Below are 13,247 nucleotides of genomic sequence, written 5' to 3' on the forward strand. Positions count from 1 at the left end.
ATCGGAGGCCACGTCCATGCCATCGCAAACCTATCACGTGCCGCAGGGCGGCCATCCGGCCCAGACGGAGCTCTTGAGCGGCCGGGCGGTCTTCACGAACGCATATGCGGTCATACCCGGCGGTGTGCAGCGCGATATCGTCGTCAGCCATCTGCCGCATTGGGATAACACGCGTGTGTGGGTGCTGGCGCGACCGCTCTCCGGCTTCGCCGAGACATTTTCCCATTATCTTATGGAGGTGGCACCGGGTGGGGGAAGCGAGTTGCCGGAGCCGGACAAGGATGCCGAAGGCGCGCTGTTCGTCGCGGGTGGCAAATTGAGCCTCGAGGTGGCGGACAAGGAGCGGGAGCTGCGACCCGGGGGCTTTGCCTATCTTCCACCCGGCCGCGGCTGGAGCATTCGCAATCGCGGCTCGAGCCCCGCGCATTTTCATTGGATCCGCAAGCTGTATCAGGGCGTACCGGGGCTTGCTCACCCCGACGTCATCGTGACCAACGAGGACTCGGTCGCACCGACGCTAATGCCAGATGCGGATGGGAGATGGAGGACCACACGCTTCATCGATCCGGCCGATATCCGATATGACATGCACATCAATATTGTCACGTTCGAGCCGGGCGCATCTATCCCCTTCACAGAGACCCATGTCATGGAGCACGGTCTTTACGTTCTGGAGGGCAAGGCCGTCTACCGGCTCAACCAGGACTGGGTCGAGGTCGAGGCAGGAGATTTTATGTGGCTGCGGGCGTTCTGTCCGCAGGCGTGCTACGCCGGGGGCCCAAGTCGGTTCCGTTATCTCCTCTATAAGGATGTCAACCGGCACATGGATCTGCGGCCCTTCACGGCAGCGTAAGTTGGAGGCGCTTTTTGGCGAGCTATCGCGGATGGATCATCCGGACGATGCCGATAATTGCACAAAAGCTCGGGGTTACATCGGCTCGATGCCGATCTTCTTGATGACCGCGGCCCATTTCGTCGTTTCCGATGTCATGAAATCCTTCAGGCCTTGTGGGTCCATCACCATGGGCTCGGCGCCTTGCTCGACGAAGAGGGCACGCACCTTCGGATCGTTCACGGCTTCCGCCATTGCCGCATAGAGCCTGTCGAGCACGGCCTTGCCTGTGCTCGCGGGCGCGAGCAGAGCAAGCCAAGCGGCGCTCTCGTAATTCTTGAGGCCCGCCTCCGCTGCGGTCGGTACATCCGGCAGCGCGGTCATGCGCTTGTCGCTGGCCACCGCGAGCGGGCGTGCATCGCCGCTTTTGATCAGGCTGATGACGTTCGGCAAGAGCTGGAAGCCAAGCGGGACCTGGCCCGCGATGAAGTCCGGCGTATAGGCGGCGATATTGCGATAGGGAACGTGCGTGATCTCGGTGCCCGTGAGCTGCTCGAAATAGGCGGCAGCCAGATGCTGCGACGAGCCGACGCCGACCGTTCCGTAGTTCAGCTCCCGCGGATGCGCCTTGGCATAGTCGATCAGCTCGTTCAGTGATTTCGGTGGCAGCCTCGAATTGATCACGATGACATTCGGTAACGTCGCGAACAGGCCGATCGGGACGAGATCCTTCTGCGGATCGTAGGGCAGCTCCTTGTAAAGCGACTTGTTCGCGGCCAGTGGACCGGAGGTGCTCATAAGGAGCGTGTAGCCGTCGGGTGCGGCATGCGCCGCAGCCGCGGTGCCGTTATTGCCGCCGGCGCCGGGGCGGTTGTCGACCACGAAGGCCTGCCCGAGTGACATGGACATGCGGTTGAGCAGGATGCGGGTGATGACGTCGCTGGCGCTGCCGCCGGCGAAGGGCACAAGCACCTGGACCGGGCGGGTCGGATAGTCTTGCGCGTTTGCATGCCGCATTCCCGTTGCTGCGAGCAGGGCGCCACCACCGAGCGTGAGCAGCGACCTCCGGTCAGGACGAAATCCCTCGCTCTCCTGGTGAGCGCCATCTGTGATCTTGCTGCGACCGAACCGTGCCATCTCGGACTGAATCTCCCGACTGTGTCTTGTTCTGCGAGCCCAGGGAGCGTCCGGGACGGGAGTCGTCGGGGATGAGCGCCAGGTCGCGTTTTTCTGCGCCTGGACCGTAGTTAGCAGGCCGCTACGACCGTCATGCCTGCACGTCTCAAAACTTACCAACCCGTCTCATTTTGCAGTGGGCGCGACATCTTGTCCGAGCAGAAATCCTGCACTCAAGAGATCGCTTTCCGCCGCGTCTTGCTGCGCGCCTTGCGGGGCGATGAGGTCGTGCTGCCGATGAATGGCTCCACAAACTCTCTCGCGACGGCGGCCGCTTGCGCAAGATCGTGGCTGATGACATCGAGCACCGCCTTGGCCGCGACCGACACCGCTCGCCGCGGGTGATGCACCCAGGCAATCGAGCGCACGATCCGTTGCTGGTCGAAGCGATGCGCCCGGATGGCGCCGCTCGCGAGCGATTGCCGGAGCGCGATGGTCGGCAGCACTGTGGCAAAGTCGGTGGTCGCGATCACGTCGCAGAGCGCGGGGAGGGTGTCGAGCTCGAGCCGCGGCCGCAGGTCGATGCCGACGGCGGCGGCGTGCTCATCCAGGATCAGCCGCAGGCCGTGGCGCTTGGACGGCAGCACGAGGTCGAAATTCGCGATGTGGTCGAAGCGCAGCTTTGCCGGTGGCCTGACCGGGCTGTCCTTGCGGCAGGCGAACACCATCTCCTCATCCATGATGTGATGCGCGGCCAGCGGCGTCTTCCGGCGCGGCACGTTGATCAGCGCGAAATCGAGCTGGCCGGTGTTGACCCAGTCGACCAGCGTCTCGGTATAGCCCTCGCAGGCGGACAGCGTGATCTCGGGATAACGACTGGCGACCGTCGCCGACGAACTGGCCATAGTGCTCTGCGCCACCGACGTGATGAGGCCGACCGAGACCCGCCCCGAAATGCGCCCGCCGAGCTGCGCCATCTCCTGCCGCGCGTACTCGGCGTCACGCACGATCGGCGCGGTCAGCCGCACCAGCGCCTCGCCGGCGCTGGTCAGATTCATGCCCTGGGCGCTGCGGTCGAACAGCTTTTGGCCGAGCTCGGCCTCGAGCTTGGCGATCTGCATGCTCAGCGCCGGCTGCACGATGTTGAGCTGGCGCGCGGCGCGGGTGACGTTCTTTTCCTCGGCCAGGCAAAGGAAATATTGCATCTGCCTGAGTTCCACGGAGCTGTCCTTTGTTCGCTGTTCCTTGCGCGAGGCCATCATCACAGATGATGGATGATATAATCAATCATTATTTGTAGTGATGGGTGGGATTGCCTAGTCTCGTGGCGGACCGCGAGGCCTCGAGGGCCGCGCCGTCTGGGAGCGAAATCAGATATATGCAGGACGCCACACCCAAGCGGATGATCATCGGCATTTCCGGCGCCTCCGGCGTCACCTATGGCGTGCGCCTGCTGCAGCTCCTGCGCAATGCCGGCGTCGAGACGCATCTGGTGATGTCGAAGACCGCTGAGCTGACCTTTGCCTACGAGACCGACCTGAAGATCGCGGAGGTGAGGGAGCTCGCCAATGTCTGCCATGCGATCGACGACATGGCCTCGGCGATCTCCAGCGGCTCGTTCCGCACCGCCGGCATGATCGTGGCGCCGTGCTCGATGCGCTCGATGTCCGAGATCGCCTCCGGCGTGACCACGACGCTTTTGACCCGCGCTGCCGACGTCGTGCTCAAGGAGCGCCGGCGGCTGGTGCTGATGGTGCGCGAGACGCCGCTGCACACCGGGCATCTCAGGACGATGACGGCCCTGTCGGAGATGGGCGCGATCATCGCCCCGCCCGTGCCGGCCTTCTACGCAAAACCCGAGAACCTCGACGACATGGTCGAGCACACCGTCGGCCGTGTGCTCGACCTGTTCGACATCGATATCGGCGTTGTGCGCCGCTGGGGCGAGGACGAGGCGCTCAAGCGCCGCTCGCCGCCGCTGCGCAAGATCGTGCCTTGACCTGAAGACCTGAGGAATGACCCGTATGCGAATGGAAAATGTTGCGAGGAGAGGCGCGAACGCGCCCGCCGATCTGCGCGCCTGGCTCGCGTTTCTCGCCGAGCGCGGCAAGCTCGCGATCGCCCGCGAGGGCATTGGGCTGGCTGACGAGCTCGCCGCCGTCGCCAAGCGGCTGGAGCGCGATAGCGCCGTGCTGTTTCCGCGCCCCGACGGGCACGAGATTCCTGTTGTCGCAAACCTCTTTGCTGGCCGCGACTGGGTCGCCGATTCCATCGGCGTGACCGAGGACCAGTTGCTGCCACGGTTCCTGGCTGCCGCAAGCCATCCGCTGCCGACGCATGAGGTCGCGAGCGGACCGGTGCAGGACGTCGTCCACGAGGACGTCGATCTGCTGCGCCAACTCCCGGTGCCCAAGCACAATGAGCGCGACAGCGGCCCCTACATCACGGCCGGCCTGCTGATCGCGCGCAACCCGAAGACCGGCGTACAGAACGTCTCGATCCACCGCTGTCAGATCAGCAGCAAGAACCGCATCGGCGTGCTGCTGCTGCCGCGGCACACCTTCTCCTACTACCGCCTCGCGGAGGAGCTGGGCCAGGCGCTGGAGATCGCGATCGTGATCGGCGCGCATCCGGCCTTGATGTTGGCCTCGCAGGCGATCGCCGCGCTTGACGAGGACGAGATGGCGATTGCCGGTGCGTTGCTCGGAGCGCCCGTCGACGTCGTGAAGTGCCGCACCAATTCAGTCCGCGTGCCCGCCCACGCGGAGATCGTCATCGAGGGACGCATTCTTCAGGGCGTGCGCGAACCGGAAGGTCCGTTCGGCGAATTCCCCCAATATTATGGTCCGCGCGCCAATCGCGAGGTGATCGAGGTCGATGCGATCACGCATCGTGCGAAACCGATCTTCCATACCATCGTGGGCGGCGGTTTTGAGCACCTGATCCTCGGCGGCGTGCCGCGCGAGGCGACGCTGCTCCAGCATCTGCGGCGCAGTTTTCCTGGCGTGATCGACGTTCGCCTGACGCGCGGCGGCACCTGCCGCTACCACCTCGCGATCAAGATCGACAAGGCGAACGACGGCGAGCCGAAGAACATCATGATGTGCGCCTTCGGCGCCCATTACGACATCAAGCAGGTGATCGTGGTGGACAAGGACGTCGACATCTCCTCGTCCGAGGAAATCGAATGGGCGGTGGCGACGCGCTTCCAGGCCGACCGCGACCTCATGGTCGTCGCCGGCGCGCTCGGCTCCAAGCTCGATCCGACCACCGACAACGGCATCAGCGCCAAGATGGGTCTCGATGCGACCGCGCCGGTCAACGCGCCCGAGCTCGCTTTCAAGCGCATTCGCGTCAAGGGCGAGGAGGAGGTCGATCTCGCCACTGCCTTGCAGGCCGAGCCCGGCGCTGCGGTCGCGCGGTTTCTTTCGGAGACGCGCGCATGAGCGGATTACCGCTCGGAAGCAACTTGCGTCGGTTTGCGCCGTTGGAATATGAAGCGGGTGCTGCCTATAGTGCCGCGCCGATGAAGCAATCATTTTGCAGCGCAACGCTGCCAGGAGGAAGGAACTGATGTCGACGGCCCTGCGCATCGCTCATGGCGCTTTCGGCAGGGTCGCTCTGCTCGACATGGACCGTTCGCTGGTCCGCCACGCTCATCATCACTGCCACGTCCTGCTCAAGGTCGAGGGCTCCGACACGCAGTTTCTTGTGGGCGACCGGGTCACGCCGCTGACGGACACCGCCGCCGTGCTCGTCGACGGCTGGAAGCCGCATGCCTATGTGCACGACGCCAATCGCCCGCGCACGCTGATCATGGCGCTCTATATCGAGCCGGAATGGCTGAAGGAGTTCCGTCCCGGCTGGGCGGCCAGCGGTGCGCCGGGCTTTTTCGAGCGGCCGTCGGGCGAGGTGTCGCCGCGCATCCGTCAGCTCACGCTGCATCTGGCGGCCGAAATGATGGCGAATCCGGATGCGGTGCGGACCCACGAGCAGACGCTCTCGGATCTCATGATCGCGGTGATCGAGCGATTCACGCCCTGGCGCAGCTTCCCGACCACGATCCGCGGCATGAGCGCGGTGAGCTGCGATTGGCGCATCCGCCGCGCGATGGACGCGATGCGCGTGAACGATTCCTATGCCAACGTCGATCAGTTCGTGAGGGGCGCAGGCCTCTCGCGCGCGCAGTTCTTCCGCCTGTTCGAGACCTCGCTCGGCGTCTCGCCAAAGCTGTATCTCAATGTCGTCCGCATGGAGCGCGCGCTCGACGCCGTCATGCGCGAGGACACGCCGCTCGGCGAGCTCAGCGAGCGATTTGGGTTTCCGGAACCGGCGCATTTCACGCGCTTCTTCCGCGATCACGCCGGCGTCAGCCCGCGCGAGTTTCGCAACGTCTCGCGTCGTGCGGGTTGAGTCTTGCGGGCCGATATTGCGCTGCACGCTCTCGAATGAGACGATTTGGTAAGTCGTGAGAGCGGGCGGTATGGCTCCCGCACCCCCAGTCCTGACAAACGTCATCGTCGCGTCAAAGAACGCGTCGGGAGGTATGCCGGGACATGTTGCAGGCGGTCAAATCCGCAAATCCGGGAAGTGGCGATGAGCCGTGGGTCGGGCGTTCGATCGAGCGCGTCGAAGACGCCGCGCTGCTGTCTGGCCGCGGCCGCTTCATCGACGATCTCGGTGTCCAGCCCGGCACGCTACACGCGACGATCCTGCGCTCGCCGCATGCGCATGCCGATATTCTTTCGATCGACGTTGAAGCCGCCAAGCGTCTGCCGGGCGTTGCCGCGGTTCTGACCGGCAGCGACGTCAAGGCCGTCACGACGAGCCTCGTCGTCGGCGTGAAGGCGCCGGTGGAGTGTTGGCCGATCGCGATGGACCGCGTGCGCTATGTCGGCGAACCGGTCGCTTTGGTCGTCGCAACTGACCGTGCGCGCGCCGAGGATGCGGCCGAGCTGATCAACGTCGAATATCGGCCGCGTGCCGCTGTCGTCGATCCGCTCGGGACGCTCGTATCGGGCGCGCCGGTGCTGCACGAAGGCTTTCCCGGCAATCTCGCCAGTGACCGCCATTTCCGCTACGGCGATCCTGAAAAGGCCTTTGCGGATGCGCCGCATCGCTTCTCCATCGACATCCGCTATCCCCGCAATTCCTGCACGCCGATCGAGACCTATGGCGTCGTCGCCTCGCACGATGCCGGCGAGGATGCCTATGAGGTGCTCGCCAATTTCCAGGGCCCGTTCAGCATCCACACGGTGATTGCGCGCGCGCTAAAAGTGCCGGGCAACCGGCTGCGGCTGCGTACACCGCCGGATTCCGGCGGCAGCTTTGGCGTCAAGCAGGGGGTGTTTCCCTACATCGTGCTGATCGCGGCGGCCGCGCGCGTCACGGGACGGCCGGTGAAGTGGATCGAGGACCGGCTCGAGCATCTCACTGCCTCGGTGTCGGCCACCAACCGCGCGACGACGTTGTCGGCGGCGGTCGCAGCAGACGGAAAGATCCTCGCGCTCGACTGGGACCAGGTCGAGGATTGCGGCGCGCATTTGCGCGCGCCCGAACCCGCGACGCTCTATCGCATGCACGGCAATCTGACCGGTGCCTACGACATCCGCCACGTCAAGATCCGCAACCGCGTCGTCGTCACCAACAAGACACCGACCGGTCTCAACCGCGGCTTTGGCGGCCCGCAGGTCTATTTCGCACTGGAGCGCCTGGTGCAGCGGATCGCGATCGGCCTTGGCCTCGATCCGCTCGATGTCATCAAGCGCAATCTGATCGACGCCGGCGCGTTTCCGTATCGCACGGCGACCGGTGCCTTGCTCGACTCCGGCAACTACCAGGAAGCCGTCGCGCTTGCGGTCGAGCAAGGCAGGTTCGCTGAGCTCAAGGCGAAGCGGGACGAGGCGCGAGCGCAGGGGCGGCTCTACGGGATCGGCTTCACCGCGGTGGTCGAGCCCAGCGTCTCCAATATGGGCTACATCACCACCGTGCTGACGGCGGCCGAGCGCCGCAAGGCAGGTCCCAAGAACGGCGCGCAGGCAACCGCAACCGTCGGGCTCGACCCGGTCGGCAGCGTCACGGTTCACGTCGCCTCCGTGCCGCAGGGGCAGGGCCATCGCACGGTGCTGTCGCAGGTCGTCGCCGACGTCTTCGGTCTCCAGCCTAGGGACATCCGCGTCAACACCGAGATCGACACCGCCAAGGACGCCTGGTCGATCGCGTCCGGCAATTACGCCAGCCGTTTTGCGGCGGCGGTGGCGGGCACCGCGAAGATCGCCGCCGAGCGCGTCGCCGGCAGGCTCGCCCGCATCGCCGCAAGCCAGTTGAACGTCGAAGCCGCCGACATCGTGTTTGCGAAAGGCTTCGTTGCCTCCAGGCACAATCCGGAGAACCGGATCGCGTTCTCGCGCGTCGCGGCGCTCAGCCATTGGTCGCCGGGCTCGCTGCCTGATGATGCCGGCCAGACCATCCGCGAGACCGTGTTCTGGACGCCGCCGGAACTGACGCCGCCCGACGACGAGGACCGCATCAACTCCTCGCTCTGCCACGGCTTCATCTTCGATTTCTGCGGCGTCGAGATCGATCCGACGACGCTGGAGACGCGAATCGATCGCTACGTCACCATGCACGACTGCGGCACCATCCTGCATCCCGGCATGGTCAACGGCCAGATCCGCGGCGGCTTTACCCAGGCGCTCGGCGCCGCGCTCTTTGAGGAATATGCCTACGCCGAGGACGGCAGCTTTCTGACGGGAACGCTCGCCGACTATCTGTTGCCGACCACGACCGAGGTGCCGGAGCCGCAGATCATCCACATGGAGACGCCGTCGCCGTTCACGCCGCTCGGTGCAAAGGGCGTCGGCGAAGGCAATTGCATGTCCACACCCGTCTGCCTCGCCAATGCAGTCGCGGACGCGCTCGGCATTGCCGATATCACCTTGCCGCTGGTGCCGGCGCGACTTGCAGAGCTGGTGCGCGGTGCCGAACCGCCGCCTCCCGCTGGCGGCGCGACGGCTGCGCCTGTGCGCGAAGGCGACCGGCGCTTGCGCGGCGAGGGACAGGCCTCGGTAAAGGGGGCGCCCGAGCAGGTCTGGGCGATGCTGCTCGATCCCGCCACCCTGCAATCGGTCATTCCTGGCTGCCAGCGCGTCGACAAGATCACCGACACGCATTTCCGCGCCGATGTCACGCTGGGCATCGGCCCCGTCAGCGGACGCTATCGCGCCGATGTTGAGCTGTTCGATCTCGACCCGCCGCGCGCCGTCACCTTGCGCGGAGGAGCCACCGGCGCACTCGGCTTCGGCAACGCGGAGGGACGCATTACGCTGGAACCGGACGGCAACGGTGGCACGCGGCTCAGCTACAGCTACGACGCCGCGATCGGCGGCAAGGTGGCGAGCATCGGCGGTCGCCTGCTCGATGGCGCGACGCGCGTGATCATCGGCCAGTTCTTCACCGCACTGGCCCGCAAGGCTGGCGGCGGTGGTGCGAAGGGCGGCTTCTCGCTGTTCGCGCTGCTGGCAAAGGTGGCGAGCCTGTTCGGGGGGCGCCGATGAAGCCGCCCGCATTCGACTATCTCCGCGCCGAAACCGTCGGCGAGGTCCTCGAAGGCCTCGCGCAGCAGGGTGGCGATGCCCGCGTGCTCGCGGGCGGGCAGTCGCTGATGGCGATGCTCAACATGCGTCTCGCCAAGCCGAAGCTGCTGATCGACATCATGCGTCTGAAGGAGCTCCGCCGGATCGAGCGGAAGACCGATGCCGTCATCATCGGCGCCGGCGTGCGCCAGGCCGACCTCCTGGCATGGCCTGACCTTGCCGAGGCGCTGCCGCTTGTCGCGCTGGCGCTGCCTTGGGTCGGGCACGTGCAGACCCGCAGCCGAGGCACCATCTGCGGCTCGCTCGCGCACGCCGATCCCAGCGCCGAGATGCCGCTGACGCTGGTTGCGCTCGGCGGCGAGGTGTTGCTGCGCAGCGCCAAGCGGCGGCGGCGCGTTGCCGCCAAGGACTTCTTCGCCGGCATGATGCTGACCGCGCGCGCCGATGACGAACTGATCGAAGGAATCTCGCTGCCCGCCGTCAAGGGATCGCGCTTCGCCTTCCGCGAGGTCGCGCGACGCCATGGCGATTTCGCCATTGTCGCCTGCGCGGCAATGAAGATACCGACGGGCGTCCGTATCGCCGTTGGCGGCGTCGCCGACGTTCCGACCGTGCGCGACTGGCCGCGGCTGGAGGGCAGCGCGCTCGATGATGCCCTCAACGCGTTCGCTTACGAGCTTGGCGCCCGTGACGACGTCCACGCCACCGCGCGCTACCGGCGCGACCTCGTGCGCATGATCGGCCGCGACCTGATCGGCGAGGTGCTGCAATGACGCGTCTCAAGGCAGATCAGCGCCATGCCGTCCGTTTCTCGCTCAACGGCAAGCCGGTCGAGGGCGAGGCGGAGCCGCGCATGCTGCTCTCCGATTTCCTGCGCCACCAGCTGGGCGCGACCGGCACCCATGTCGGCTGCGAGCACGGCGTCTGTGGCGCCTGCACTGTTGTCGTCGACGGCATGCTGACGCGGTCGTGCCTCACGCTCGCTGCGCAGGTCGATGGTTGCGAGCTCAGGACCGTCGAGGGCCTCGCACCGTCGGCGGACCGGCTCGGCGTGCTGCAGCAGGCGTTCCGCCGCAACCACGCGCTCCAGTGCGGCTTCTGCACCGCTGGCATTTTGATGTCGCTCGACCACTATCTCGCCAGGAACCCGGTGCCGACCGAGGCCGAGATCCGCGACCTCCTCAGCGGGCATATCTGCCGCTGCACCGGCTACACACCGATCATCCAGGCGGCGCTCGAAGCCGCCGCCGAACTCGCTTCATCCAAAAAAGAGACGTCCGATGCTTGATCTCGCCAGCAGCTTCATCGCCAGCGCCGCGCGCGATCCCCATGCGATTGCGCTTGTCGACGGTGATCTGCGCCTGACCTACCGGCAATGGTACGGCGAGATCTCCGCACTGGTGGCGTCGTTCGACCGCCTTGGCCTCAAGCCCGGCGATCACGTCGTCACGCTGCTGCAAAACCGCTGGGAGGCGGCGACGCTGCACTGGGCCTGCCAGTTCGCAGGCCTGGTGATCACGCCGATCAACTGGCGCGCCAAGGCCGACGAGCTCGATTACTGCATCGAGAACGCCGAAGCCTGCGCGATCGTCTATCAGGATATCTCTGCCGAGGCGGTGCAGGGCTCGGGGTTGGCAGGCAAGCTGCTGCGTGTTTCCGTCGATCCCGGGACGGGGGAGGCCACCAGCTTTGCCGATCTGATCAGGGACGGCGCGCCGGACGCCGAGCCGCGCGTCGGCACCGATGCCTGGTCGATCATGCTCTACACGTCGGGCACGACCTCGCGGCCAAAAGGCGTGCCGCGGCGGCATCGGGCCGAACGCGCCGCGGCGATCGCCCATGTCGCGCAGAATCTCTACGGCCGCGGCGAGCGCACGCTCGGCGTGATGCCGCTCTACCACACCATGGGCGTCCGCTCGCTGCTGGCGATGTCGCTGATCGGCGGCAGCTTCATCTGCCTGCCGCGCTATGACAGCCGCCAGGCGCTGGCGCTGATCGAGGAGGAGGAGATTACCAACCTCTATCTGGTGCCGACGCTCTATCACGACCTCGTTCATCACGAGGCCTTCTCCAAAACCGACGTCTCCAGCGTCCGCAAGCTCGGCTTTGCCGGCGCGTCGATGACCGACGGTTTGCTGAAGAAGCTGAACGAGGCATTCAAGCCGGAGCTGTTCGTCAATCACTACGGCAGCTCCGAGATCTACACCTTTACGATCGACCAGAACGCCGCCGCAAAGCCCGGCTCGGCCGGCAAGGCGGGGCTGAACCAGCACGTCAAGGTCGTGCGCATCGGCGCGAAGTCGGTCGCGGAGCTTGCTGCGGTCGGCGAGGAGGGCGAGATCATCGCGACGCTCGCTGGCGACGAGGCCTTCGAGGGCTACTGGCGCCGCCCTGAAGCCGACGCCAAGTCGCTGCGCGAGGGCTGGTACTTTACGGGCGATACCGGCTTCGTCGATCCCGACGGCGACCTGTTCGTCACCGGGCGCGTCGACGACATGATCATCACCGGCGGCGAGAACGTCTCGCCGGTCGAGATCGAGAGCTGCCTGTCGCTGCATCCGGCGGTCGACGAGGTCGCAGTGGTCGGCGTCGCCGACGAGAAATGGGGCAAGGTCGTTGCCGCCTTCGTCAAGCGCAATCGCCCCGTGTCGGACGTCGAGCTGGAGCAGTTCTGCCGGACCACGGGCCTTGCCAATTTCAAGCGGCCGCGACGCTACGTCTTCGTCGACGCCATTCCCAAATCGCCGGTCGGCAAACTGCTGCGGCGACTGCTCGTCGCCGGTGAATACGAAGCCGAGCGCCTGCCACCATCAGACGCCGCCTGATCATCAATCATCAACAGAAGGAAGCACCGATGCCATCACCCTACACATTTGCCGATCCGCGGCTCGCCAAGCTCGACGGGTTCAAGGTCGAAATCGACGAGGCGCATGAGCGCGCCGACATCATCTTAGGGAGGCCGCCCTACAATGTCGTGGCGATGCCGCAGCGTGACCAGCTGCGCCTGACCTTCGAAACGCTGGACGAGGATCCGCGCGTGCGCGTCATCGTGGTGCGCGGCGAGGGCGAGCATTTCTCCAGCGGCGGCAATATCGGTGGCTTCATGGAAGCGAGCCCCGAGCACGTCTCCAAGCTCGCCTGGAACATCGCCGCGCCTGCACGTTGCGCCAAGCCCGTGATTGTTGCCAATCGCGGCTATTGCTTCGGCGTCGGCTTCGAATTGTCACTCGCCTGCGACTTCCGCATCGCCTCGGAGACCACGCAATACGCGTTGCCGGAGCAGAAGCTCGGCCAGATCCCGGGCTCGGGCGGCTCGGCTCGCTTGCAGAAGATGGTCGGCATCACCCGCACCAAGGACATCGTGATGCGCTCCAAGCGTATCTCGGCCAAGCAGGCGTTCGACTGGGGCATCGCCACGGAGTGTGTGCCGGATGCCGAGCTGGAGAAGGCGACCGACAAGCTGGTCGACGAGCTCCGCACCTTCTCGCCGCTGGCGCAACGTACCGCCAAGAAGCTCCTCAACGACACCGAGGATTCGACGCTCGCTATCGCGATCGAGCTCGAAGGCCATTGCTACAGCCGCCTGCGCCAGTCGGAAGACTTCAAGGAAGGCGTCGAAGCCTTTAACGCCAAGCGTCCGCCGAAGTTCACCGGGCGCTGATGCGCGACAAAACTGCCGCGGTTCGCAATGACGCGAGCCGCGG

At 65.7% G+C, this 13,247-nt stretch carries 11 protein-coding genes; 9 read left to right on the forward strand and 2 right to left on the reverse strand.

The genetic code is table 11. The features are described from left to right. Window positions 1–16: 16 nt before the first annotated feature. Entirely contained in the window at window positions 17–853 is an 837-nt protein-coding gene (locus AB7535_RS08860; protein WP_085404217.1) for a bifunctional allantoicase/(S)-ureidoglycine aminohydrolase, read from the forward strand. A 75-nt stretch (window positions 854–928) separates the two neighbouring features. On the opposite strand, the gene AB7535_RS08865 is transcribed toward AB7535_RS08860, so the two are convergent. Further along, window positions 929–1,969 carry a Bug family tripartite tricarboxylate transporter substrate binding protein gene (locus AB7535_RS08865; RefSeq protein ID WP_085404191.1) on the reverse strand — a complete coding sequence of 347 codons (1,041 nt, stop codon included), beginning with the start codon at window positions 1,967–1,969 and terminating at the stop codon, window positions 929–931. Between the two features lie 212 nt (window positions 1,970–2,181). After that, the gene (locus tag AB7535_RS08870; protein ID WP_085404216.1) at window positions 2,182–3,153 is read right to left on the reverse strand and encodes a LysR family transcriptional regulator; all 972 of its coding nucleotides are present in this window, start codon (window positions 3,151–3,153) and stop codon (window positions 2,182–2,184) included. Window positions 3,154–3,326: 173 nt separating this feature from the next. Between AB7535_RS08870 and AB7535_RS08875 the strand changes: the two genes are divergently transcribed. From AB7535_RS08875 to AB7535_RS08910, 8 genes are all read left to right on the forward strand, one after another. Further along, window positions 3,327–3,947: a UbiX family flavin prenyltransferase gene (locus AB7535_RS08875; RefSeq protein WP_085404190.1), complete on the forward strand. Its 621-nt coding sequence runs from the start codon at window positions 3,327–3,329 to the stop codon at window positions 3,945–3,947. 25 nt (window positions 3,948–3,972) lie between these two features. Then, complete coding sequence (locus AB7535_RS08880; RefSeq protein WP_085404189.1) at window positions 3,973–5,394, forward strand: UbiD family decarboxylase; 1,422 nt, start codon at window positions 3,973–3,975, stop codon at window positions 5,392–5,394. Window positions 5,395–5,521: 127 nt separating this feature from the next. Further along, on the forward strand, window positions 5,522–6,361 hold the full coding sequence (locus AB7535_RS08885) for a helix-turn-helix transcriptional regulator (protein ID WP_439037274.1): 840 nt from the start codon (window positions 5,522–5,524) through the stop codon (window positions 6,359–6,361). A gap of 143 nt (window positions 6,362–6,504) precedes the next feature. Next, window positions 6,505–9,504, forward strand: a complete 3,000-nt coding sequence (locus AB7535_RS08890; protein ID WP_085404187.1) for a xanthine dehydrogenase family protein molybdopterin-binding subunit — start codon at window positions 6,505–6,507, stop codon at window positions 9,502–9,504. Then, complete coding sequence (locus tag AB7535_RS08895; RefSeq protein ID WP_085404186.1) at window positions 9,501–10,316, forward strand: FAD binding domain-containing protein; 816 nt, start codon at window positions 9,501–9,503, stop codon at window positions 10,314–10,316. Before AB7535_RS08890 ends, AB7535_RS08895 begins: the two co-directional genes overlap by 4 nt. Next, on the forward strand, window positions 10,313–10,831 hold the full coding sequence (locus tag AB7535_RS08900) for a (2Fe-2S)-binding protein (protein ID WP_085404185.1): 519 nt from the start codon (window positions 10,313–10,315) through the stop codon (window positions 10,829–10,831). The genes AB7535_RS08895 and AB7535_RS08900 overlap by 4 nt, the downstream gene beginning before the upstream one ends. Then, window positions 10,824–12,368, forward strand: a complete 1,545-nt coding sequence (locus tag AB7535_RS08905) for an AMP-binding protein (RefSeq protein ID WP_085404184.1) — start codon at window positions 10,824–10,826, stop codon at window positions 12,366–12,368. The genes AB7535_RS08900 and AB7535_RS08905 overlap by 8 nt, the downstream gene beginning before the upstream one ends. A gap of 29 nt (window positions 12,369–12,397) precedes the next feature. Next, window positions 12,398–13,204 (forward strand): enoyl-CoA hydratase/isomerase family protein, encoded by an 807-nt coding sequence (locus AB7535_RS08910; RefSeq protein WP_085404183.1) that lies wholly within the window; start codon window positions 12,398–12,400, stop codon window positions 13,202–13,204. The last annotated feature ends 43 nt before the right edge of the window (window positions 13,205–13,247 follow it).

This window comes from Bradyrhizobium sp. 956_D2_N1_4, from assembly GCF_052076025.1.
GTDB classification, from domain to species: domain Bacteria; phylum Pseudomonadota; class Alphaproteobacteria; order Rhizobiales; family Xanthobacteraceae; genus Bradyrhizobium; species Bradyrhizobium barranii.